This window comes from Streptomyces sp. NPDC100445 (assembly GCF_044759735.1).
Taxonomy (GTDB): domain Bacteria; phylum Actinomycetota; class Actinomycetes; order Streptomycetales; family Streptomycetaceae; genus Streptomyces.
In genome coordinates this window covers 417,383-440,926 of the sequence record NZ_JBIVZV010000003.1, presented here as the reverse complement: position 1 = coordinate 440,926, position 23,544 = coordinate 417,383, and the positions used below count along the sequence as shown (strand labels likewise).

At 72.5% G+C, this 23,544-nt stretch carries 21 protein-coding genes; 14 read left to right on the top strand and 7 right to left on the bottom strand.

Annotated features, from left to right (window positions below):
* Positions 1 to 51: 51 nt before the first annotated feature.
* Together ACIQVT_RS10975 and ACIQVT_RS10970 are read left to right on the top strand one after the other, a co-directional pair.
* A complete protein-coding gene (locus ACIQVT_RS10975; protein ID WP_403750626.1) occupies positions 52 to 1,530 on the top strand; it encodes a GntP family permease in 1,479 nt (492 codons plus the stop codon).
* Between the two features lie 37 nt (positions 1,531 to 1,567).
* On the top strand, positions 1,568 to 2,200 hold the full coding sequence (locus ACIQVT_RS10970; protein WP_403750625.1) for a hypothetical protein: 633 nt from the start codon (positions 1,568 to 1,570) through the stop codon (positions 2,198 to 2,200).
* A gap of 10 nt (positions 2,201 to 2,210) precedes the next feature.
* Here the strand turns inward: ACIQVT_RS10970 and ACIQVT_RS10965 are convergent, their stop codons facing one another.
* The 7 genes from ACIQVT_RS10965 to ACIQVT_RS10935 form a co-directional block, all read right to left on the bottom strand.
* Entirely contained in the window at positions 2,211 to 3,551 is a 1,341-nt protein-coding gene (locus tag ACIQVT_RS10965; RefSeq protein ID WP_403750623.1) for a M14 family metallopeptidase, read from the bottom strand.
* A gap of 282 nt (positions 3,552 to 3,833) precedes the next feature.
* Complete coding sequence (locus ACIQVT_RS10960; RefSeq protein ID WP_403750621.1) at positions 3,834 to 4,397, bottom strand: lamin tail domain-containing protein; 564 nt, start codon at positions 4,395 to 4,397, stop codon at positions 3,834 to 3,836.
* 372 nt (positions 4,398 to 4,769) lie between these two features.
* Positions 4,770 to 5,009, bottom strand: a complete 240-nt coding sequence (locus ACIQVT_RS10955) for a hypothetical protein (RefSeq protein WP_403750619.1) — start codon at positions 5,007 to 5,009, stop codon at positions 4,770 to 4,772.
* A gap of 242 nt (positions 5,010 to 5,251) precedes the next feature.
* Positions 5,252 to 9,943 (bottom strand): putative T7SS-secreted protein, encoded by a 4,692-nt coding sequence (locus ACIQVT_RS10950; RefSeq protein WP_403750617.1) that lies wholly within the window; start codon positions 9,941 to 9,943, stop codon positions 5,252 to 5,254.
* Positions 9,943 to 10,539, bottom strand: coding sequence for a hypothetical protein (locus ACIQVT_RS10945; protein WP_403750615.1), 597 nt, complete (start codon positions 10,537 to 10,539; stop codon positions 9,943 to 9,945). The genes ACIQVT_RS10950 and ACIQVT_RS10945 overlap by 1 nt, the downstream gene beginning before the upstream one ends.
* Positions 10,536 to 11,042, bottom strand: a complete 507-nt coding sequence (locus ACIQVT_RS10940; protein WP_403750613.1) for a hypothetical protein — start codon at positions 11,040 to 11,042, stop codon at positions 10,536 to 10,538. The genes ACIQVT_RS10945 and ACIQVT_RS10940 overlap by 4 nt, the downstream gene beginning before the upstream one ends.
* Before the next feature lie 145 nt (positions 11,043 to 11,187).
* Complete coding sequence (locus tag ACIQVT_RS10935) at positions 11,188 to 12,912, bottom strand: chitinase (protein WP_403750611.1); 1,725 nt, start codon at positions 12,910 to 12,912, stop codon at positions 11,188 to 11,190.
* Between the two features lie 337 nt (positions 12,913 to 13,249).
* Between ACIQVT_RS10935 and ACIQVT_RS10930 the strand changes: the two genes are divergently transcribed.
* From ACIQVT_RS10930 to ACIQVT_RS10875, 12 genes are all read left to right on the top strand, one after another.
* Positions 13,250 to 14,071: a hypothetical protein gene (locus ACIQVT_RS10930; RefSeq protein WP_403750943.1), complete on the top strand. Its 822-nt coding sequence runs from the start codon at positions 13,250 to 13,252 to the stop codon at positions 14,069 to 14,071.
* 61 nt (positions 14,072 to 14,132) lie between these two features.
* A complete protein-coding gene (gene cpaB / locus ACIQVT_RS10925) occupies positions 14,133 to 14,837 on the top strand; it encodes a Flp pilus assembly protein CpaB (RefSeq protein ID WP_403750609.1) in 705 nt (234 codons plus the stop codon).
* 9 nt (positions 14,838 to 14,846) lie between these two features.
* Positions 14,847 to 16,079, top strand: a complete 1,233-nt coding sequence (locus ACIQVT_RS10920; RefSeq protein ID WP_403750607.1) for a CpaE family protein — start codon at positions 14,847 to 14,849, stop codon at positions 16,077 to 16,079.
* A 7-nt stretch (positions 16,080 to 16,086) separates the two neighbouring features.
* Positions 16,087 to 16,500 (top strand): TadE/TadG family type IV pilus assembly protein, encoded by a 414-nt coding sequence (locus ACIQVT_RS10915; RefSeq protein WP_403750605.1) that lies wholly within the window; start codon positions 16,087 to 16,089, stop codon positions 16,498 to 16,500.
* A gap of 1 nt (position 16,501) precedes the next feature.
* Complete coding sequence (locus ACIQVT_RS10910) at positions 16,502 to 16,876, top strand: TadE/TadG family type IV pilus assembly protein (protein WP_403750604.1); 375 nt, start codon at positions 16,502 to 16,504, stop codon at positions 16,874 to 16,876.
* The gene (locus ACIQVT_RS10905) at positions 16,873 to 18,210 is read left to right on the top strand and encodes a CpaF family protein (RefSeq protein ID WP_403750602.1); all 1,338 of its coding nucleotides are present in this window, start codon (positions 16,873 to 16,875) and stop codon (positions 18,208 to 18,210) included. Before ACIQVT_RS10910 ends, ACIQVT_RS10905 begins: the two co-directional genes overlap by 4 nt.
* Before the next feature lie 4 nt (positions 18,211 to 18,214).
* Positions 18,215 to 19,159, top strand: a complete 945-nt coding sequence (locus ACIQVT_RS10900; RefSeq protein WP_403750600.1) for a type II secretion system F family protein — start codon at positions 18,215 to 18,217, stop codon at positions 19,157 to 19,159.
* A gap of 10 nt (positions 19,160 to 19,169) precedes the next feature.
* Complete coding sequence (locus ACIQVT_RS10895; RefSeq protein ID WP_403750598.1) at positions 19,170 to 20,057, top strand: DUF5936 domain-containing protein; 888 nt, start codon at positions 19,170 to 19,172, stop codon at positions 20,055 to 20,057.
* Between the two features lie 374 nt (positions 20,058 to 20,431).
* Positions 20,432 to 21,829 (top strand): sensor histidine kinase, encoded by a 1,398-nt coding sequence (locus tag ACIQVT_RS10890; protein ID WP_403750596.1) that lies wholly within the window; start codon positions 20,432 to 20,434, stop codon positions 21,827 to 21,829.
* A gap of 11 nt (positions 21,830 to 21,840) precedes the next feature.
* Positions 21,841 to 22,605 carry a response regulator gene (locus ACIQVT_RS10885; RefSeq protein WP_403750594.1) on the top strand — a complete coding sequence of 255 codons (765 nt, stop codon included), beginning with the start codon at positions 21,841 to 21,843 and terminating at the stop codon, positions 22,603 to 22,605.
* 125 nt (positions 22,606 to 22,730) lie between these two features.
* The gene (locus ACIQVT_RS10880; RefSeq protein ID WP_121787164.1) at positions 22,731 to 22,928 is read left to right on the top strand and encodes a Flp family type IVb pilin; all 198 of its coding nucleotides are present in this window, start codon (positions 22,731 to 22,733) and stop codon (positions 22,926 to 22,928) included.
* Positions 22,925 to 23,533, top strand: a complete 609-nt coding sequence (locus ACIQVT_RS10875; RefSeq protein ID WP_403750941.1) for a pilus assembly protein TadG-related protein — start codon at positions 22,925 to 22,927, stop codon at positions 23,531 to 23,533. The genes ACIQVT_RS10880 and ACIQVT_RS10875 overlap by 4 nt, the downstream gene beginning before the upstream one ends.
* Positions 23,534 to 23,544 lie beyond the last annotated feature (11 nt).

Below are 23,544 nucleotides of genomic sequence, written 5' to 3'. Positions count from 1 at the left end.
CGCGATCCCCCCTGCCCGGAAGCAGCATGCCGTCACGAAGAGGACCCCCGCATGCCCGTTCCGCTCGCCGCACCCGCCCCCGCCGTACCGCCCCACACCGGGGGGCTGCTCCTCCTCCTCGACGGCACCCCCGGCCTGCTCACGGTCGCGGCCCTCGGTATCGCCCTGCTCCTCCTGCTGATCATCAAGGTCAGGCTCCAGCCGTTCGTCGCCCTCCTCGTCGTCTCCATAACCGTCGGCCTGCTCGCCGGCCTGTCGGTCACCGAACTCTTCGGCACCGTCCAGCGTTCCGACGCCGTCTCGGTCGTCGAGTCGGGCATGGGCGGCATCCTCGGCCACGTCGCGATCATCATCGGCCTCGGCACCATGCTCGGCGCGGTCCTCGAGGTCAGCGGTGGCGCGGAGGTGCTCGCCGGCCGTCTGCTGGGCCTGTTCGGCGAACGCCGCGCCCCCCTCGCCATGGGCCTGACCGGCCTGCTCTTCGGCATTCCCGTCTTCTTCGACGTCGGCATCTTCGTCCTCGCGCCCCTCGTCTACGCCGCCGCCAGGCGCTCGGGCCGGTCGGTCCTGCTCTACTGCCTGCCGCTCCTCGCCGGCCTGTCCATGACCCACGCCTTCCTGCCGCCGCACCCCGGCCCGGTCGCCGCCGCCGGGCTGCTGCACGTCCAGCTCGGCTGGATCGTCCTCATGGGCGCCCTCTGCGGTCTCCCCGCCGTCCTGGCCGCCTGGGCGTACGCCGCCTGGATCGGCGAGCGCGTCTTCGTCCCCGTACCGCAGGACATGGCCGACGCCGCGGAGGAGGCGCGGCGGACCGTCCTGGCCGAACAGCGGGAGCAGGGCGTGGCACCGCGGGAGCACCCGGTGCCGCTCGGCACGGTCCTCGCCATCATCGGCACGCCCCTGCTGCTGATCCTCGCCGCCACCTTCTCCTCCATCGCCCTCGACCCGTCCCCGGGCCGCTCGGTGCTGGAGTTCGCCGGCAACCCCTTCGTCGCCCTGACCGTGGCCCTGCTCCTCGCCTGCTACCTCCTCGGCATCCGGCGCGGCTGGTCCCGCGCCTCCCTGGAGAGGGTGGCGACGTCGTCCCTGAAGCCCGTCGGCAACATCCTGCTGGTGGTCGGCGCGGGCGGCGTCTTCGGCGCCGTACTGAAGGCCGGCGGGGTCGCCCAGGCGCTGTCGGACACGTTCCACGGCGTGGGCCTGCCGGTGATCGCCCTCTCCTACCTGATCTCGCTGGTGCTGCGGGTCGCCCAGGGCTCGGCGACGGTGGCCATCGTGACGACGGCGGGCATCGTGGCCCCCCTGCTGTCGGCGGACCACCACTCCCAGGCCTTCACCGCCCTCGTCGTCATGGCGATCTCGGCCGGCTCCATCTTCGCCTCGCACGTCAACGACGGGGGCTTCTGGATGGTGGCCAAGTACTTCGGCATCAGCGAGCGCGACACCCTGCGGAGTTGGACGGTCCTGGAGTCGGTGCTGTCGCTGGCGGGGTTCGCGGTGGCCGGTGTGGTCAGCGTGTTCGTGACCTGACTGGTTACGGCACAGGGAAGTCGTCCATACTGCCGCCGTGGAGCAGCGCACAGGAGCGAGCAGCAAGCCGTCGGAGGGCGAGCCGTTGGACGCCGAGCCGTTGAAGGCCGAGCCCGTGACGGGCGCCGGTTTCGACCCCGCCTTCATCCCGGGCATCACGGGCCCGTCACCCGCGGGCCCGGTGACGAAGGGCCCCGGGTCGAAGGGGCCGGGGCCGCGGGGCTCCGGGACCCCGGACGCGAAGGGATCCGCCGCCGGGGAACCGGTGGCCGGGGACCCGGTCGCGGACGACCCGGTGTCCGTGGCGACGACCGCCGGCGCGGAAGCGGACCCGTCGTCGTCCGCCGACCCCGCGGACGACGAACGGGCGGACGACGAACAGGCGGCCGAAGGGCCGGTGTTCGAGGCGGCCGACCGGCGCGCCCGGATCGTCGCCGACCACCGGGGGGTCCGCCTCCGCCTGGACGAGGAGTCCTGCGACTTCCGCTGGGAGGAGATCGCCGCGGTGGAGACGGAGTCGCCCCGCTTCGGCAAGCGCTTCACGGTGACCGTGCACACCCCCGACCGCCGCTGGTACCCGATCGAGATCGAGGCGGCGGCCAGGGCGCGTTTCACGGAGTGGGAGTCGGCGCTGGACGCGGTGCTCGACGCCTACTTCGAGGAGGCGTGACCACCGCGGGCTAGCCGCAGTACTGGGCCGCCTTGCCGATGGCCCGGTACATGCAGTCGGCGTTCTCCAGCAGCTGGAGGACCGCGTCGCGGTTCCGGGAGGTCTCCCGCTCGATCACCTCGTCGGGCGGGTAGAACCCGCCCCCGCCGGAGGCCGGATACATCTCGAAGGTGTAGTCGAAGATCTTCTGCGTACCCCACAGGTAGTCGTCGATCGACCCGTCGGTGATGTACAGGTCACTGGACTGCTCGGGCGTGTACCCGTTGCTCGCGGCCATCTTCCGGCCCACCGCCTGGTACGCGGCCGCGTCGTCCGCCGTCATGCCGGACGCCGTGTCCGCGTACGTGTACCCGAACGGCCACAGCACCAGCTCGCTGTAGGTGTGGAAGTCGATCCCGGCCCGGATCTGCTGCCGCCCGCCGACGACCCGGCCGCGCACGAAGTCGGCGACCACCCGCACCTCGGGCGCGGACTCGGCCGCGGACCCGCGGTAGGTCTCCGAGGACGTCGACCCGGAGGAACCGCCGCAGCAGCCCCACTCGAAGTTCCAGTTCCGGTTGAGGTCCGTACCGACGTACGACGAGCCGGCGTTGGGCTGCCGGTTCTTGCGCCAGGACCGGTAGGAACCACTGGCGATGTCGTACTCGCCGCCGTCCGGGTTCAGGTCCGGGACGATCCATATCTCCCGGCTGTCGACCAGACGGGTGATCCGGGGGTCGGTGCCGTACCCCGCGCCCAGCTCGCGCAGCAGGTACAGCGCCATCTCCACGGTCAGGTGCTCACGCGCGTGCTGGTGGGCGGTGAAGAGCACCTCGGGCTCGTCCTCGTCGGTGGCGACGTTGTCGCTGACCTTGATGGCCACGATGTCCCGGCCCTGGTACGACTTCCCGATCACCCGCCGGCTCATGATGCCCGGGTAGGCGGCGAGCCGCTGGTCGATCTCGGCGTTCATCTCGGCGTAGTTGTGGTACTTCGAGTCGGCGCTCGGGAAGTCGTACAGCCGGGCCCCGGCCCGCTGCGGCGCGGCGCCCAGGGGTTGGACGTCGTACCCCAGCCGGCGCAGCCGCTTGATCTGCTCCGCCCGCCCGGAGACGACGACGCTCTCCTCGTCGGCCTCGTCGACGGTGACCCCGGTCGCCTGGATGGCCGTACGGGTCACGGGGGTCGTGCTTTGGTGGATCTCGTACTGCCGGACGTCGTCACCGGAGGGCGCGGCCCGGTGGACGCCGTCCGCGTCGGCCCGGCCGACGGTGGCCGAGACGGGGGCGGCGAGGGCGAGGGCCAGCAGGGCGCCGAGGGCGGCGGTACGTCTGCCGCCGCGCGTGCCGGAGCCGCGGATACGAAGTCGCATGAACTCTCCTTGGGTCTCCAGGAATTCCGGGATCGCCGGAAGTGGGGGGTGGAGCTGGGGAGCGGGGGGTGCGTCACTGCGACGTGCCGACGCGGACCCCCTGTGGGTCCGCTGTGGGTCCGCTGTGAGTTCGCTGTGCGGGTTGGCGCTCATGGTGAGGGGTTGGCATGCCTGGGTCAAGTACGCGTAAGGGTGGCAAGCGGACAGCGCGCCGTCCCCGGGAGGAACGGCGCGCTGCCGGTTCGGTGAGTCGGTGCTCACGCCCGCGGGAGCGGGCAGGGATCAGTGGCGCCCGCCGTGCCGGCCGCCGTCGCGGTGACCACGGTGGTCGCGGTCACCGCGGTCCCGGTCGCCGCGGTGGTCGCGGTGGTCCCGGTCGTCGTCGTTCCAGGAGACGGAGTCGACCAGCCGGCCGCGGTCGTTGCGGAGGGTCGCGGTGTCCTCGCGGTCGTCCCACACCGACTGGCGGCGGTCCTGGTACAGGTCGTTCCGGTTGTCCCGGCCGAAGCCGGTGTGCACGCGGACGGTCGCGTCCCCCGCCAGCCGGTAGTGCCGGAAGGTGTACGTGTGGCCGTCCTCGTCGGACAGCGTCCACCCGTCGAGGTTCACGGCGCGGCGGCTCTCGTTGGAGATCTCCACCCACTCCCGGTTCAGGGGGCGGTCGGAGCGGTCGTGCCGGACCGACGAGGGGTGCTGCACGCCGCTGATGACCACCTCGGTGCGGTGCCAGCGGCCGTGGTCACGGTCGGCGGCCGAGGCCGGCAGGGCCACCGCACCCACGACGGCGGCTGCCGCGGCGGTGGCGGCGGCGAGACGGCGGGCGGTGACGGATACGGAAACGGACACGAAGTCCCCCTTCGCAAGGGCTGTACACACCCCGCCGCCGGGGCCCGGGGGCGTGTGGCGGCGGGATGCGGTGTACGGGTGGCGGCCGGTCGGCCGCACATCCACACCATGCAGCGGCGTGCGGCGCCGAACGCGGAAACGCCAGTGTCCGTTACGGTTCACGCACATTTCTGTGACTCACGGCTGCAATGTCCATTTATGCCCCACCTCATAACTGAGCGCCCAACTCCCCCACCCCGCAGCCCCCCGCTCACCCGAAAGTGAGTAACAGGCTTCCGCGGGGTTGGCGTGCTGCCGTGGGTGGCGAAGGGCGGGAGGTGGGGTGCCCGGTCGTAGACGTCACGACGGTGAGCGATTCGTTCGGCTCGGCTCCTACCGCGGGGCGTCCGCGCCGGGGCGCCGGCTGCGTGGCTCGTCCCGGACATGCACGGTTACGCCCTGGTCCGAGAACTCCGCGAAGTCCTCGACCGTCAGGACGAGACGGTCCTCGTCCAGATCGGCACCGCAGAAATAGCGCGCGCCGGGCGCGCCGGCATACAGCAGGTCCAGATCGGCCAGCACATCGTCCCTGTCGCACAGGAGCGCTTCTCTGCCCGGGGCGTAGGCGACCATGATGAATGGGTGCCGTCCGAGTGGAGTACCGGAGAACCTGCCGACCCACTCCGGTTGGGGGTCTCCTTCATCGAAAGGGACGTGGAGGCCCGGAGTGTCCGTCCAGTCGATTCGGCTAGCCGCCCACGAGAGAGTGTCGAGATAGTCGAAAAGTCGCTGTACCTCTTCAGGGCCCACAACTCTGCACTCATGGCTATTTCGCCATTCCCTCACGAATCGGTTCTCGATATCCAATATCGCTCCTAAGTGTGCGGAAGATGGGCCAACGCCTCGTAGTATGCCTGCTGGGCCGCCTCGGGGTCGTCCTTCCCGACCATGCTCGCTCCGTATTCCCAGCCGTCGCTTCTCTTCGGTCCGTTCCTCACCCACCAATTCACGTGGAAACCCTTCTCCGGATCCCGGGGATCGAAGTCGACGCGCCAGCCACGCATGCCGTCCGGGCTCTGCATACCTGTTACCCGACCGGCATGAGGCCCGATCTCCTGGACGAACGGGACGGCGTCCTGCCCGAGTCCCGCTCGATGACGGGCGTGGTCCCGGGCATCGTTGTAGCTCTCGAAATAGTCCTTCTTCTCCCTGGAGGCGCCGTTTCCGCTCGTGCACTCGGGGGAAAGTCCGAGCGGATCCGCCCAGACATGTGGATTCAGTACGTAGGTGGACGGGTTTGGGGACGGGGTGAGGCCCAGGGGGTCGGGGGTGAGGTAGCGGGCTGTTTCTGGGTCGTAGTGGCGGAAGTAGTTGTGGTGGAGGCCTGTTTCCGGGTCGTAGTACTGGCCGGGGAAGCGCAGAGGCGTGTAGGTGGTGCTGCTTCTCGACCAGGCCGTGGTGCCCCACAGGGTGCTCCGGGTGTGCCAGGCGACGTCGCCCTGTTCGTCGACGAGTTCGCTGGGGGTGCCGATCAGGTCGGTGACGATGGCGAAGAAGCGGGAGTCCACCTCCCGCTGGGGGTCGTCGGCATGGAGGACGCGTTCCGTCTGGGCGAGCGGGCGCGGGCCGTCGTGATCCCAGGTGAGGGTGACCGGGTGGGGGAGGTCGGCGGAGGTCGTCGTCTGTTCGCAGAGGGTGGTGCCGTCCCAGGTGAAGTCCACCCGCTCCCGCACGGTCTCGCCGTCGTCCGCCAAGCGGAACTTGGCCGTGCGGCGTCCCAGCGGGTCGTACGTGTAGCGCCATTGAGTGCCGTCCGGGGTGACCACCGAGGTCAGCCGGTCCTCGGCGTCCCAGGTGTAGCGCCAGGTGTCCGGCTTGCGGGACAGGCGGGTCTTGCGGCGCAGGGTGACGCGGCCCAGGGCGTCGTGCTCGTAGCGGACGTTGCCGGCCCGGGTGACGCGGGTGCCCGCGTAGGTGCGGGGGCCGACCGCCTCTGCGCCGGGGTGGTCCGCCGGCCAGGACGCCCGGGTCTGGTTCCCCGCCTCGTCGTAGGCGTACCGCTCCGTCCACCCCGCCGCGTGCACCGCCGTCACCCGGCCCGCCGCGTCCAGGCCGACGCGGCGGGGCCCGGTGAGGTGGTCCTCGATGCCGGTGAGATTGCCGTCGGCGCGGTATGTGTACGCCCGGCGCACCGCTGTGCGGTCGTGCGTGCCAGTGACGGACTGGGTCGTCAAGCGGCCCAGGGCGTCGAAGGTGTGCTCCAGGGTGACCGTCCCGCCGATCCGGCGGATCAGTTCGCGGCCCGCGTCGTCGTAGGTGAAGTCGATGGCGCGGCCGGACGCGACCATGCCGGTGCGGCGGCCCGCCGCGTCGTGGGACCAGATGGAGACAGCGCCCGTCGGGGTCGTGCGGCCCGTCCGGCGGTCCGCGGCGTCGTACGTGTACGTCAGTGTCCGGCCGTCGACCGTCTCGGAGCGCAGGCGGCCGTGGCGGTCGCGCAGCAGCGTCAGGGTCGTGCCGTCCGGGCCGGTCGCCGCGGCGAGCCGGTCGGTCAGGTCGTAGGCGTAGGTGGTGGTCCGGCCAGCGACGGTCCTGCGGGTGACTTGGCCGAGCGCGTTGCGCTCGAACGTCACCTCCTCGCCGAGCGCGTTCCGGCGGGAGGCCAGTCGTCCCGCCGGGTCGTAGGCGTAACTCAGCACCCGGTCGTCGAAGTCCGTCTCGGAGCGCAGGCGTCCGGCCGCGTCGTACTCGTACGTCCACGTCAGACCCTGCGGGTTCGTGACCCGGGTCAGGCGCAGCTCGGTGTCGTGGTCGAATTCGTGGCGGACGCCGTCCGGGCCGGTGCGGGCCGTCAACAGGTCGAAATGGGTGTACTCGAAACGCGAGACGCCGCCGAGCGGGTCGGTGTGGCTCGTGCAGTTGCCCTCGCCGTCGTACGTCCATGTCTCCGTCGTGCCGTCGGGTGCCGTGCGGCGGGTGAGCAAGCCCTCGACGGACCAGGTGAGGAGGGTGGTGGCGCCGGTGGGGCCGGTGATCGCGGTGGGGAGGCCGAGTGCGTCACGCTCGTAGCGGGTGACGGCGCCCAGCGGATCGGTGATCTCCAGCGGGAGACCGGCGCGGTCGGTGACCACCCGTGTCGTGTTGCCCATGGCATCGGTCACCGTGGTGAGGTGGCCGGCGTCCGTGTGACCGAAGCGGGTCGTCCGGCCCGCCGCGTCCGTCACCGACGTACGGTTGCCGCGCTCGTCGTACGTCTGGTGGATCACCGTGCCGGCCGGGTCGATGACCTTCACCGGCAGGCCCAAGCCGTTGTACTCCGCCCGCGCCTCACGGCCGTCGGGGCGGACGACCCGCGTCAGGTTGCCGTACGCGTCGTACTCGAACGTCGTCGTGCGCCCCAGCGCGTCCGTCGTGGAGCGCAGGTGGTGGTGGCGGTCGCGTGCGTGGCGGACGGTCGCGCCGAGCGGATCGGTCTCCGCGACCACCTGCCAGGTCTCGTTGACCAGGTAGCGGTGCGTGTGGCCGCCGGCCGTCGTCGCCGTCGTGGTGCGCAGCCCCGTCGCCGGGTCCGGGCCCTCGTACGCCAGGGATACGGCCATGTGGCCGGCCGTGCCGCGCTGGGCGACGCAGCGGTCCCGGTCGTCGTACTCGTAGGCGTAGCCGCGGTCGTTGGTGTCCGTCCAGGACGTGACGCGGCCTCGCTCGTCGTAGGTGAGGTGCAGCGGGCGGCCGGAGGAGTTGACGACCTCGGTGAGGTCGCCGTCCGTGTAGCCGAACCGCTTGAGTTCGGTGCCGGTCGCGGTCAAGTGGTAGGCCGTGACGCGGCCGTGCTCCGTGGTGACGCGGACGCCCTGGCCGGCGCTCGTGACGACGCCGACGGGTGTGCCTCCGGCGTCGTACTCGAAGGTGATCCAGTTGCCGTTGCGGTCGTCGATCTGTTCCAGGACCGCGAGGCCGGGCCCCCGGTCGGCGAAGTGCCGGGTGCGGCCGGTACAGGGGTCGATGACCGTGTAACCGCCGTCCACCCGGTCCAGGGGGAGGCGGGGGCCGTGGCTCGCCAGCGTGGGCAGTCCGGGGGCCGGGTGCGGGTACGACAGGAGTCGGCCGTCCTCCGTGACGAAGACGACGCCGCAGGCGTCGATCTCCAGGCGCTGGTCCAGCGTCGAGGACCAGGAGGGGCCGAACCACCGGCCCAGACGGTAGCCGGACTCGGCCCGCCGGGTGAGGAGGAGCGGCAGCACGCCGGAGAGGGCGACGTCCGTCTGCGGCAGGTACATCCGGCCGGTGGCCACGTCGACCGGGTCGCCGCAGCCCTTGACGCTGTTCTCGTCGTGCGAGTGGCGTGCCGGGTCGTGGTCGACCATGTCCCGGGCGGACCTCCCGGCGTCCTCGGCGCCCGCCCGCGCCTCCCGGGCCGCCGCGGTTCGCGCCGCTCGGCGGGCCAGCCCCGCCTGCGCCGCGTCCTTCGCCAGGCCGGCCTCCATGCCGACGCCCTCGGTGCCGAGGAACTGGGTGAGCAGGCGGCCGCCGAACTCCGACGGGTCCTTGCGGAACTCGTCGTACATGGTCTTCGCGGCGTGATCGGGGTGGGCGGCGGTGGAGACCAGGCCGGACAGCGTCATGCTGACGTTCTGGAGGTAGGCGGCCGGGTGGGTGAGGTTGTAGGGGTCGACGGGGTCGAGGCCGCGGACGAAGGTCACCAGGCCCGCCGTGCCCTTGAGGGCGCCGCCCACCACGTGGGTGAGTTCGGTGGTGGCGCTCCGGAAGCCGTCGCCCAGGTCGTCGCGGACGCGGTCCAGGGGCGCTGGTTCGGCGGGGGCGTGGGACAGGGCCTCGCGGACCTTGCCCTGGGCCCGGGCGGCTGCGGTGTTGCGCTGCTTGCGGGCCTCGGCGAGCTGGTGCGCGGCCGCATCGGCGTCGGTCTTGCCCGCTTCGTGGTCCTGCCGCGGCTTCGGTCCCGGGTCCTCGCCGGCGCCGAGCTTCGCCTCGTAGGCGTCGGCCTTCGTGCTGTACACCTCGAACGCCTCCCGCGCCGCCTTCACGCCCTTCCTGTATCGCCTGACGGCCTCCTCGGCCTGCCGCTGCGCCCATTCGACGGTGTCGGCGTACGACTCCAGCGCCCCGGCCGCCGTCGCGCACGCCTCGGCGGCCCGGGCCCACCTGGCGGGGTGGACGCCGAACTTCTCGCGGAAGGCGTCGCCGCCCTCGCCCTGCCAGCCGCCGGAGTCGACCTTCCTGAGTCCCTGGCCGACCTCGGCGAACGCGCGGTGGAAGTCCCGCAGGTGCTTGGCGCTCTCCCGGATCTTCCCCGGATCGCCGTGGACGAGTTCGTCCGCCTCCTCGGTCTCGCCGAGCCGCCGTTCGCCCGGCGTCGCGCCCAGATCGGAGGCGATCCCGTCGCCCCAGTCCTCGACCTTGTCGGCCCAGTCGTGCGCCCCGAGGCGGTTCAGGCCCTCGCCGACCTTATCGGTGGCGTGGTCGACGCCCTCACCGAGGAGTTTCTTCCCGCGGTCGACGAGGTGTTCGCCACCGCTGAGCAGGGAGTTGGTGATGTCACCCAGGCCCATCAGCGCGCCCCGTCCCGCGACTCGTCGTCCGGGTGGCCGAGCGCGTCCCGCAGGTCACCGAGGCCCGCACCCGGCAGCGGGCCGACGGTGTGCGAGGTCAGCGCGTCGTGCCCGGCGGTCTTCCAGCCCTGTTCGCTGGTGTCCCAGGCCCGCTGGAAGGACTCCTCGCTGTAGTCGACATCACCGCCGTACGCGCCCGATTCGGCGATGTCGCCCCAGCCCGACTTCTCCACCTCCTCCTCCGAGGCGTACGGGTTGCCGGCGACCGAGTTGGCGACGACCTTGAACGTGCCCTCCACGTACGTGTCGTCCTCGTAGTACGTGCCCGCCGCCAGGCCCGTCTTCACCGCGAAGCCGTTGCCCTCGGCGATCAGCGCCCGCACGCCCCACTCCCAGCGCTCGCAGAACGACCGGAAATCCCCCGTCAGCCCCTCGTGGCCCAGTTCCAGCCCGGACAGCGCAATGCCGGAGAAGCCGCGCCCGGCCCCGGCCTCACCGACCATGCCCAGCTCCTTCAACTCGCCCAGCGCGTCGGTCAGTCCCTTCGCGATCAAGTCGAGGCCGTGAGCCCTCAGGTTCTTGCCACCGTCGGTCACCGCTCGTCCTCCGCTCCGCCGTCCACCGCCACCTCGTCCGGCACGATCCCGCGCAGCGGGGGGAACACCGCGCCGTCCGGTCCGTCCGCGCAGTCCAGCGCCACCCCGCACGGCACGCCCGCCGCCGGCACGGCCGCGTCCAGCAGGCGGGCGCCCAGCCACCGCTGGTACGGCCACTCCCGGCCGCCCTCGCCCCGGGCGAGCGTGAACCGGGCCAGGGCCCGTTCGTCGGAGAAGGCGTGGAACCAGCGGACACCGCCGTGGTCGGCGGTCAATGGGCCACCGGTGTCCCGGTCGAGGGGGACGAGTACGGCCATACGCCGGAACTCGCCCAGCAGGACGGCGAACGCGCGGCGCCCGCGCTCGACGGCGTCGGCGCCGGGACCGCCGGGCGCCTCCGGGGGGACCGTCACCCGTTCGGACGCGGTCGCTTCCGCGTAGTCGTACAACCGTGACCTGCGGGCATGCCCCGCGGCCTCGGCTCGTGCCCCGTGCTCGGCCATCGCCGGATCATCACATTCGGGGCTCGGCGGCCGCAAAGCGATAGCGGGTCGACCGGCCATGTCCGGCCAACGGGGACGGGGGGTACACGGGGAGGCGCCCGGACCGTGGGGGGTCCGGGCGCCGGATTTCGGGGTGCGGGTCAGGTCACGGCAGGGCGTGCACGTGGGCCCCCACCGCGTTCGACCAGGCGTTGCCGGACGCCGCGTCCCAGTTCGTGGACCAGGTCATCGCGCCGCGCAGGTCGGGGTAGGTCCGGGACGGCTTGAAGGTGCCGCAGCCCGTGCCCTTGGCCAGGCAGTCCAGGGCGTTGTTCACCACGGTCGGGGAGACGTAGCCGCTGCCCGCGCCCTTCGTGGACGCCGGCAGGCCGAGGCCCACCTGGGACGGGGCGAGGCCGCCCTCCAGCTGGATGCAGGCCAGCGCGGTGAGGAAGTCGACCGAGCCCTGGCTGTAGACCTTGCCGTCGCAGCCCAGCATGGAACCGCTGTTGTAGTACTGCATGTTGACGACCGTGAGGATGTCCTTCACGTTCAGGGCCGTCTTGAAGTAGGCACCGGAGGTCGACTGCATGTCGATGGTCTGCGGGGCCATCGTGAGGACGAGGGACGAACCCGCCTTCGACGACAGCGCGCGCAGCGCCTGCGTCATGTAGGTCGGGTTGAGGCCGTTCTCCAGGTCGATGTCGACGCCGTCGAAGCCGTACGTCTGCATCAGCGAGTAGACGGAGTTGGCGAAGTTCGTCGCCGAGGCCGCGTCGTTCACCGACACGGAGCCCTTCTCGCCGCCGATCGAGATGACGACCTTCTTGCCGGCCGCCTGCTTGGCCTTGATGTCGGCCTTGAACTGGTCGGCCGTGTAGCCGCCGAGGCCCGCCGAGTCCAGGGTGAAGGAGACGGCTCCGGGGGTGGAGGTCGCGTCCGCGAAGGCCACGGCGATGATGTCGTAGGCGGAGGGCACGTCGGAGAGCTTCTGGACGGTGGCGCCGTTGTTGAAGTTCTGCCAGTAGCCGGTGACCGCGTGCTTGGGGAGGGTGCCGCCCCCGCCGCCCCCGCCGCCCGTGCCGGTGGACGTGGTGCCGCTCACGGACGCCGACCTGGCCGACTCGCCGGCGGCGTTGGTCGCCGTGACCTGGAAGCTGTAGGCCGTCGAGGCGGACAGGCCGGAGACCACCGCGGAGGTGCCGGTCACCGCGGTCACCTTGGTGCCGTCGCGGTAGACGTTGTAGCCGGTGGCGCCCGACACGGTGGACCAGGACAGGGAGACGGAGGAGGAGGTGGTGCCGGTCACGGAGAGGCCGCCCGGTGCCGCCGGGACCGTCGGGGCGGGGTCGCTGCCGCCGCCGCCGTCGGGGCCGTAGACCGAGACGTCGTCGGCGTAGTAGGCCGCCTGGCCGTACCAGCCGTGGGTGTAGACGGTGACGGAGGTGGTCGACGCGCCGGTGGTGAAGGTCGTCGACAGCTGCTTCCAGGACGAGGAGTCGGGGGTCCAGGTGGAGACGTCCGTGGTGCCGGTGCCCGTCACGCCCAGGTAGGAGTAGCCGCCCTGCACCCACGCGCTCAGCGTGTAGGTCGAGTTGGGCTTGACCGCCACCGGCTGGGTGCACTGGGCGGTGCCCTGGCCCGCCGGGGTGGCCTTGAGGGCGGCGGTGCCACCGTGGGCGGGGGAGGAGACCGTCGCGCCGCTGCCCGCGGTACACGTCCAGTTGGCCAGGCCCGACTCGAAGCCGGCGTTCCTGACGTTGTTGATGTCCGCCGCGGAGGCCGGGCCGGCGGTGGCGAGGCCCGCCACCGAGAGGGCGAGGGCGGTGGCGGCGGACCACGCCGCGATGCGCCGTCCGCGGGGTCTGGGTATGCCTGGTGCGCGGTCCACGGGGAGCCTCCGGTGGGGAGTTGGCGGGGAGAGGGGGAGAGCGCGGTGGCCACCGCTCGCCTCCAAGTTGGTCCAGACCAATCGGGGTGTCAAGAGGTCCAGACCAAACCCGTTCCGGGGCGCCGGAGCAACCTGTACCGGTTTGGCGGGACTTGCGCAGCGAGACTTCCACACCGGCACCACAAACGCTGTTCTCCGGCCATACACCCGTGGATACAGTGCTCAGGTAGTCACGCAATGAAGTCGTCCGGCGCACGCGAGTCACCTCGACGGGCCGGAGGGTGTGAAGAGCGGGGAGCTGCGCGTGCCAACTGCCATCGCCGTGACCAGTGCCGACATGGCACTGCCCGCGCAGGACGAACGGACCATGCCCGCCGCCGTGCTGAGCGGCCTCGCCGACCGGCCCCTGGACCACGCGCTGACCGAACTGCACACCCTCACCGAGCAGTACGGCCATGTCGTCGTCGTCTGCTCGCAGGCCACCCCGGAACCGGTCGTCCGGCGGCTCCACACCCTGCGCTCCCTGCTGGAGAGCGACCGCATCGCCCTGTTCCGGCCCGCGCTGCCGCCCCTCGGCGTCGCCGTACTGGCCCGGCAGTTGCGCCAGCTGGCCTCCTGCGACCTGAGCCCGGGCGTGCTCGCCTCCGCCGGACGGCTGCTCACCCACTACCTGCACGCCGGTGCCGTCCTCGGCTCCGTCGCCAAGCTGGACCGGGTGCCCGTCGGACTCAAGGCGCACGCCCGGTCCTGGGTGCCCGGGAGCCAGTTCGCGGTCGTCGCCCACCCCGAGCCCCAGCTCGTCAGGGTCGGCCCCGATGCCACCCTCGACGGACCCGAGTTCGGCACCTGGATGCTGGTCGCCAAGGGGCAGCTGGAGAGCGACTGGGCCACCGGACTCGGCGCGGCGTGGAACGTGCACGGCCGGCGCGAGGTCCCGCTGCCCGCCGAGTCCCCGGTGTGGTGGGGGACCGGCCGCCTGATCGAGTTCTGTAGCTACCTCGCCGACCTCTCCGTCCTCTACCAGCTGGTCACCTCGGTGCGCCGGACCACCTGCCACTGGTGCGCCATGGACGTCATCGGCGACCGCTGCGTCTTCTGCTCCGCCACCCCGCCCGCCCACGAGCCGCCCCGCGCACCGGACCGGCGGGCACCGGCCTGACCGGCCCGGCCCCGCTCCCACATCCCGCTCGACCGAGTCCCCCAATGAGGTTGCACGGTTCATGAACTCCCGTCAGCGCCGCGGCGTGATACTCCTGATCCTGTCGGTCCTGTGCGCCCTCGGCGCGTTCGCCGGCGTGCTCTCCGTCGTCCACGACGCGAACTCCAAGGTCGGGCCCGAGGTCACCGCCTACCGGGTCAGGTCCGAGGTGAAGCCGTACACCGCGCTGGACACGGGCCAGTTCCAGCGGATCCGGATGCCCAGGCGGTGGCTGTCCGACCAGGCCGTCACGGACCTCGGCCAGCTCCGCGGCAAGATCGCCGTGACCACGCTGCATCCCGGTTCCCTGCTCCAGACCGACATGATCGTGGACCGGCCCGCCCTCCGGCCCGGCCAGCAGGAGGTCGCCATCATGATCGACGCGGCGACCGGCGTCGCCGGCAAGATCACCCCCGGGTCACGCGTCAACGTCTACGCCACCTTCGAGGGGAAGAAGGAGGGCGCCCCCGACCAGTCGAAGATCATCGTCACCGACGCGCGGGTCCTCGACGTCGGCCGGATCACCGCCCTCAACCCCGACCGCGACAGGGACCAGCAGCCCACCGAGGCCGTCCCCATCACCTTCGCGCTGTCCACCATCGACGCCCAGCGCATCACCTACGCCGAGTCCTTCGCCCAGCGCGTCCGGCTGGCGCTCGTCGCCCCCGGCAGCGACACCAGCGTCTCCGACAAGGACCGCACCTACGAACTCGCGACGGACAAGTGAGAGGCGGCCATGCCCACCAGGATCCTCCCGGCCGGCGCGGACCCGGACGCCGTCCGCTCCCTCACCACCCTGCTCAGCCAGCTCCCCGACGCCGAACCGCAGCCTCCGGCCGGTGACTCCACCGGGCTGGTCGACACCCTCGCCCGGCTCGCCGCCGAGTCGGTGGCCGACCTCCCCGAAGTGGTCGTCGTCCACGAACGCATCGGTCCCGTCCCGGCCCTGGAGCTGATCCGGGAGATCGCCCTGCGCTTCCCGGCCGTCGGCGTCGTCCTCGTCACCACCGACGCGAGCCCCGGCCTGTTCGCCGCCGCCATGGACGCCGGCGCCCGCGGCCTGGTCGCGCTCCCGCTGTCGTACGAGGAACTGGCCGGCCGCGTCCAGGCCGTCGCCCAGTGGTCGACGGGCGTACGGCGCCACCTCGGCCACGGCGCCGACGTGAGCGCCGGGGCCGGCGGTACGGTCGTCACGGTCAGCGGCGCCAAGGGCGGCACCGGCGCCACCCTCACCGCCGTCCAGCTCGCCCTGGCCGCGCAGGCCTCCGGCCGGGCCACCGTGCTCGTCGACCTCGACCTCCAGACCGGCGACGTCGCCTCCTACCTGGACATCCAGTTCCGCCGTTCGGTGGTCGACCTCGCCGCCATCACCGACATCTCGCCGCGCGTCCTCGCCGACGCCGTCTTCCGCCACGACACGGGTCTCGCCCTGCTCCTCGCCCCCGGCGAGGGCGAGCGCGGCGAGGAGGTCACCGACCGCGCCGCCCGCCAGATCGTCAGCGCCCTGCGCGCCCGCTACGAGACCGTCGTCGTCGACTGCGGCTCCCAGCTCAGCGGCGCCGGCGCGGTGGCCGTCGAGATGGCCGACACCGCGCTGCTGGTCACCACCCCGGACGTCATCGCCGTACGCGCCGCGAAACGGACCGTGCGGATGTGGGACCGGCTCCAGATCCGCAAGGCCGAGGAGACGACCGTCGTCGTCAACCGGCAGGCGCGGAACACCGAGATCCAGCCCGCCCTGATCGGGCGCATCACCGGCACGGCCCTCGCCCGCACCACCGTCCCCGCCAACTTCCGTGAGCTACAGGGGGTCGTGGACGCCGGACGGGTCCACGAACTGGACGGCAGGAGCACGGTGAAGCAGGCGCTGTGGGCGCTCGCGGCGGAGCTGGGGCTGGCGAAGCCGGGCGAGACCACCCACCGCGGCAGCGGCCGCGGGGCGGCCGGACTGCGGCGGCGGAAGGAGTGAGCGGCCCATGACACGGGAAGGGGACCACGCGGCTCCCGGAGGCCGCGGAGGCCGCGGGGACCGCGGACAGGTCAGCGTCGAGTTCCTCGGGATGACACCGCTGATCGTCCTGACGCTGGTGCTCGTGTGGCAGGCCGTACTGGTGGGGTACACCTTCACGCTCGCCGGGAATGCTGCGGACGAGGCGGCGCGGGCGGGAACCGCCGCACCGCGGGGCGGGGCGCGGCAGGCGGCCTGCTCGGCGGCGGGACTGAAGGACCTGTCGGCCGCCTGGAAGGGGAGTGCCGAGGTGGACTGCAACCCGAGCGGCTACGTGACGGCCCGGGTCACGCTGCGCGTACCCGTCCTCTTCCCCGGGCTGATCGACTTCCCCGTCCGGGTGACCGGCCGCGCCGGGGCGGTCGAGGAGGTGAAGCGCTGAGATGACGTACCGGCGCGCACGACGCGACACCGGCCAAGTGGCCATCGAGTACCTGGGGTTCGTCCCGGTCCTGCTGATCGTGGCCATGGCCGGCATCCAGCTCGGCGCCGTCGCCTACGCCGCCGAGCAGGCCGGCACCGCGGCCCGGGCCGGGGCGCGGGCGGCATCCCTGGGCCAGGACGCCCAGCAGGCCTGCGCGCAGGCGGTCAGCGGCGCGCTGTCGGTGTCCTGCGCCGAGGACGGTGGGGGCGCCGGGTCGGTGACGGTCACCGCCACCGTGTCCGTCCCGCGGATCGTCCCCGGCTGGTCCTTCGACCCGGCCCGCAAGCAAGCCACCATGCCGCTCGACCACCAGCCGAGGAGCAGCACCCCATGAGCCTGCGGGCACGCATCACCACCCCCGAGGACCAAGGCGGCCGGGGCGGCGACGGGCACCTGGTCGCCTCCTACCGGGCCAAACTGCTGGAGGAGATCGACCTCGCCGAGATGAGCGCGCTGGCCGCCGCCGAACGCCGGGCCCGGCTGGAACGCGTGCTGGGGCACATCATCAGCCGCGAGGGCCCGGTCCTGTCGACCGTCGAACGGGCCCAGCTGATCCGCCGGGTCGTCGACGAGGCGCTCGGCCTCGGCATCCTCGAACCGCTCCTGGAGGACGCCTCCGTCACCGAGATCATGGTCAACGGCCCCGACGCGATCTTCGTGGAGCGCGGCGGCCGGGTCGAGCAGCTGCCGCTCCGCTTCGTCTCCACCGACCAGCTGATGCAGACCATCGAACGCATCGTCTCCACGGTCAACCGCCGCGTGGACGAGTCCAATCCGATGGTCGACGCCCGCCTGCCGTCCGGCGAACGCGTCAACGTCATCATCCCGCCGCTCTCCCTGACCGGCCCCGTCCTCACCATCCGCCGCTTCCCGCGCTCCTTCACCCTCCAGGAACTGATCGGCTTCGGCTCGCTCGACGAACACATGGTGTACCTGCTGGCCGGGCTGGTGCAGGCCAAGTTCAACATCATCGTCTCCGGCGCCACCGGCACCGGCAAGACCACCCTGCTGAACTCCCTGTCCGGGCTGATCCCCCCGCACGAACGCATCATCACCATCGAGGACTCCGCCGAACTCCAGCTCCAGCAGACCCACGTGGTGCGCCTGGAGTCCCGGCCGCCGAACGTGGAGGGCAAGGGGCAGATCACCATCCGCGACCTGGTCCGCAACTCGCTGCGCATGCGCCCGGACCGGATCGTGGTCGGCGAGGTCCGCGGCGGCGAGTCCCTGGACATGCTCCAGGCGATGTCGACGGGCCACGACGGCTCCCTGGCCACCGTGCACGCCAACAGCGCCGAGGACGCCCTCACCCGGCTCCAGACCCTGGCCTCCATGTCCGACGTCGAGGTCCCCTTCGTCGCCCTGCACGACCAGATCAACAGCGCCGTCGACGTCATCGTCCAGCTCACCCGGTTCGCCGACGGCGCCCGCCGCATCACCGAGATCGCGCTGCTCGACAGCCACGGCGGGGAGCCGTACCGGCTGGCCACCGTCGCCCGGTTCGACGCCCGGCCCATGACGCCCGACGGCCGGGTCCACGGCACCTTCCGGTACTTCCCGCTGCCCCGCCGCACCGCCGACCGCCTCTACATGGCGAGCCAGCCCGTCCCGCAGGCCTTCGGCGTCGCCCGGCACGCGGACCAGCTCGCCACCCGAGAAGCCAGGTAGGACCATGGAACTGCGCACCCTCGTCCAGCTCACCACCGGCGTGACGCTGCTGGCCTGCGTGCTGGCGGTCGCCGGCGGCCAGCTCTACGCCTCGGGCCGGGCCCGGCGCGCCGCCCTCGCCGACCGCCTCGCCCACACCGGCGCGCTCCCGCCGGCCGGCCGCCGGCGCCACTTCCGCGACCTGGACCGGCGCGTGCGCCGCACCCGCCCCGGCCGCCGGCTCGAACAACGGCTCGCCGCCACCGGCCTCGACGTCACCGCGGGGGAGTTCACCGCCGGCGTCCTCTTCACGGTCGCCGCGCTCTGGCTGATCGGCCAGGCCGCCCTGGCCCCCTTCTTCGGCCCCCTCGCCGGACTTCTCGGCATCTGGGCGGCCGTCCAGTTCCTCAACTGGCAGCGCCGCAAGCGCATCGAACGCTTCATCGGCCAACTCCCCGAACTCGCCCGCATCCTGGCCAACGCCACCCAGGCCGGGCTCGCCCTGCGCACCGCGATCGGCATGGCCGCCGAGGAACTGGAGGCTCCGGCGGGCGAGGAACTCGGCAAGGTCGCCGACCAGCTGGCCGTCGGCCACTCCCTCGACGACGCCCTCGGCGAACTCGCCGACCGGCTGCCCTCGCGCGAACTGGTCGTCCTGGTCACCACCCTGGTCCTGTCCAACCGGGCGGGCGGCCAGGTGGTCTCCGCCCTGCGCAACCTCACCGACACCCTGGAGGAACGCAAGGAGACCCGGCGCGAGATCCGCACCCAGCTCTCCCAGGTCACCATGACCTCGTACGCCGTCCCCGTGCTCGGGATCGGCGCGCTGTTCCTCATGAACGGCGTCCGGGACGGCGCCCTGGACCGCATGACCGGCTCACCGGTCGGCCAGGTCTGCGTGATCGTCGCGTTCGCCCTGTACGCCGTCGGTTTCGTCCTCATCCGGCGCATGAGCCGGATCGACGTCTGAGGAGGACGCCGTGGCACTCCTGCTCGCGCTGCTGACGGCCCTCGGGGTGTGGGGCGCCTTCGCGGGCCTGCGCATGTACCGCGCCGACGCCCGGCTGCCCGCCGACCTCGCCGTCGCCCTCGAGATCGGCGCCACCCGCACCGGCGCCGTCGGCTCGGCCGTCGACCGCATGGGCATGCGCTGGGCCCCGGCGGTGCTGCGCCTGATGGGGCCGCGACGCGTGGCGCGGTACCGCCGCCGGATCGACCTGGCGGGCAACCCCGGTGGCCTCACCATCGACCGCTACGCCGCCCGCCGCGCGGTCTACGGCGCACTCGGCGGCGTCGGCTTCCTCGTCTTCCTCCTGCGCGGCCAGTGGTTCGTGGCCCTGCTCCTGCTGGCCTTCGGGGCGTTCTGGACGGAGGTCGGCATCTGGTCGGCGATCCGGGTCCGCCGGGACGTCATCGAGCGCACACTGCCCGACTTCCTGGACGTGCTCGCGGTGGTGGTCAGCGCGGGGCTCGGCTTCCGCCAGGCCCTGGAGCGGGTCGCCGCCCGCTACGAGGGTCCTTGGGCGGACGAACTGCGCATCACCCTGCGCCAGATGGACCTCGGCATGAGCCGCCGCCAGGCCTTCGCCGAACTTCGGCGCAGGAACGACTCCGAACAGGTGGCCATGTTCGTCACCGCGCTCCAGCAGGGCGAGGAACTCGGCGCCCCGATCGTGGACACCCTGGTCTCGCTGGCCCGGGACATGCGCCGCACCGACGCCCAGAACGCCCGCCGCAAGGCCGCCCGGGCCGTACCCAAGGCCACCTTGATGATCACCACGTTCATGGTCCCGGCCACGATGCTCCTGCTGGGCGCGGGACTGCTGCTGGGCTCCGGGGTCGACTTCGGCTCGCTCACGGGGAAGTGAGGGCGGCGATGACGGTGACCCTGCCCGGACACACCGGCCGCACCGGCGCGGGCGCCGCCGCCTGGCGCCGCCTGACCCACCGCGCCGGGACGGGAACCGGGCCGGGGGCCGGGGCGGCGGGGGGCGGACCGGCGGGACCGGCGCGGCCGGAGGCGCCGCGTCCGTCCGCGGGCACCGACTCCCCGGCCGAGGCGCGGGAGGACGCGGCCTTACGGGACACGGTGCCCGGCGGCGCGGCACCGCGGCATGCGGGCCCCGGCGAGGACCGGGTGGCTGGAGGACCCCTGGAACCCGGGGAGCCCCTGGAACCCGGGGAGCCTCTGGAACCTGGGGAGTCCTTGGCACCTGGGAAGCCCACGGAACCTGGGGAGTCCTTGGCACCGAGGAAGCCCACGGAACCCACGGAACCCACGGAACCCGGGGAGCCCGGGGAGCCCGGGGAGCCCCTGGAACCCGGGGAGCCCCTGGAACCCGGGGAGCCTCTGGAACCCGGGGTCGCCGCGGCACCGGCGGCCGCTCCCGCCGAACCGTCCGAGAAGCTCCAGCTGCGGGCCCTCCAAGCGCTCTGCCGGCAGGTCTTCGGCTTCCGCCTGGCGATGACGGCCCTGTCCGCCCCCGCCGCCCTCCTCAACGCCGCCCCCGGCCTGGGCGTCCGGCTGGTCGGTGCCGCCGTCGTCGTCACCTTCATGGTGTCCTACGTCCTGCTGCGCGACTGGGAACGCTTCGGCCCCCTCCTCCTGCGCCACCCCAGCCTCCTGGCCGCCGACACCCTCTGCGGGGCCTTCCTCCTCGTCTCGGCGGGCCCGGACACCACCCTCGCCTACGTCAGCGTCTGCACCCCGCTCCTGGCCGGCCTGGTCTACAGCTGGCGCGGCGCCGCCGGCTTCGCCTCCCTGGAGGCCCTGATCCTGCTCCTGGTCCACACCACCCTGAAGGCCGGCCGGCACGCCCCGGTCGCCGAGGCCCTCCTCCTGCCCGGCCTGTGCGTCATCACCGGCGCGATGGGCTCCACCCTGCGCGGCCTGATGCTCCGCTTCGGCGCCGCGACCCAGGCCCTGACGGCCGTCCAGGCCCGGCTCGCGGCGACGGAGGCGGTGAGCGCGGAACGCGCCCGGCTGGCCCGCGAGATGCACGACTCGGTGGCCAAGACCCTGTACGGCGTGGCGCTCGCCGCGGACGGTCTCGCGGTCACCGCCGCGGCGGAGCCGCCCGACCCAACCCGGGTCCGGGAACAGGCGGATTTGGTCTCCCGCTCGGCGCGCAGGGCGGCGGCGGAGTCCCGGGAACTGCTGACGGACCTGCGCCGCCACCCGCCGGACCCGGCGGCGGCCGTCCCCCTGTGGCCCGCCCTGTCCGACCACGCGCGCGCCTTCGCCGCCCGCACCGGGCTCCGGGTGACCTGCCACTGGCCCCAGGACGTCGGCGCGCTCCCGTCCCTGCCCGCCACCGTGGCCCGCCCCGTCCTCTCCATCGCCACCGAGGCGCTGGAGAACGCCCACCGCCACGCGTCCGCGACCCGGGTTGACGTCCGCGCCGCGGTCCACGGCGGCCTGCTGACCCTCACGATCCACGACGACGGCACCGGCCTCCCGCCCGGCACCGCCCTGGAACGGCTCCGCGACGCGGGCCACTTCGGCCTGCTCGGCATGGTCGAACGGGCCGCGCAGGCGGGCGCCCGCATCAGGATCGGGCGGGGCGGCCACGAACGCGGCACGGAGGTACGCCTGGACCTCCGCCTGCCGCCGGCCGGCCCCGTTCCCCAGGAAGCCTGAGAGGAGCCACCGTGCGCGCCTCGCACAGCGAACCCCGGCCGGACTTCCCGCCGTCGGCGCCGGACCCGCCGCCGCTGCGGCTGCTGGTCGCCGACGACAACCCCGTGGTCCGCGCGGGACTGACGGCCCTGCTGTCCGGCCGCCCGGACACCACGGTGGTGGCTCAGGCGGCGGACGGCCGCGAGGCGTACGAGGCGGCGCTGCGGCACCGGCCGGACGTCGTCCTGCTCGACGTCCGGATGCCCGGGGTCGACGGAATCTCGGCATTGCCCCACCTGGTGCGGCTCGCCCCCGTCATGATGCTCACCTACAGCCACGAGACGGAGACCGTGCGGGAGGCACTGCGGCTGGGAGCGGGGGGATACCTGGTGCACGGCGAGTTCACGACGGAGCAGCTGGTGAGGGCGGTACGGGACGTGCGCGAGGGACGGCCGCACGTCACGCCGGGCGCGGCACGCGCCCTCCTGACCGGGCTGAGCGAAGGTGCACCAGCACACGGCGCGGAGCAATCTCCCGACACCGAAACGGTTTTCTCCGCCGAACCGCTTTCGCGTTTGCAACGCCCTGTGGGACAGTCGACCCGACCGCGGTTCCGGCTGAGCACCAGGGAGGCGGAGATCATGGACCTCATCGCGTCCGGCATGACCAATCAGCAGATCGCCGCGGCCTGCTTCATCAGCGAGAAGACGGTCAAGAACCACATCAACCACATCTTCGCCAAGCTCCACAGCACCACCCGCTCCCAGGCGACGGCGAAGTGGCTGGGGGTCTCCTGACATGACCCCCCGCCCGAACACCCCCACCCGGATTTGGGCCCGCCCCTGGGCCCTGGGACCCTCCGACGGGCCGGGCGCCGCGCCGTACGCTGCCGGCAACCGAGGCCAAGCTGGAGGGGAACACCGTGAGCAGATGGTTCCACACCACCGTCGCGTACCTACGGTCCCGTGCGGCCCGCGACGACCGGGGACAGACCGCGGTGGAGTACCTGGGCATCATCGCCGTGGTGGTGGCGATCGTGCTGGCGATCACGGGTACGAGCATCGGCCAGTCGATCTACGACGCGATCACCCAGAAGATCGCCCAGGTCACCGGCGGCTGATTCCGCCACGACACGACTCGGGGCAGGCCTTCCCCATCTACCTCACGGTGGTGGCGGGCCTGCTCTTTCTTGCTCTGGCCTACCTCGCCGTCGGCCAGGGCGCGGTGAACCGCAGCGGTGCCCAGACCGCTGCCGACGCGGCGGCGCTCGCGGCGGCCCAGGACGCCCGTGCCCAGCTCACGGCCGACTGGCTGCGCGTGCTGACCGACCCGACGAAGTGGCAGGACGTCTTCGAGGGCAGGGTGCCCGTCGACGACCCGTGCCCGCGGGCCGGACAGCTCGCCGCGCAGAACGACGCCCTCCTGAGAGCCTGTGGGTCACCGGAGGCACTGACGTACGAGGTCGACGTGGAGACGAACAAGTCCGTCGGCCGTTCCGTCGTGCCCGGGACGGAGAACTTCAGGTCCAGGGCGTCCGCGACCGCAGTGGTGGACCGGTTGTGCAGCTTCGACCCGCCCCACGAAGGGGTGAAGGGCGACGCGCTGCCGCGGCTGAGCTGCGACGGGGGCACGGTCTGGGAGCCGGATCCCGACGATCCGTCGGACCTGCCGAAGCCCGAGGACCTCTTCGACGTCCATCTGGGCCGGCTGACAAGCGAACGATGAGTGACGAAGGA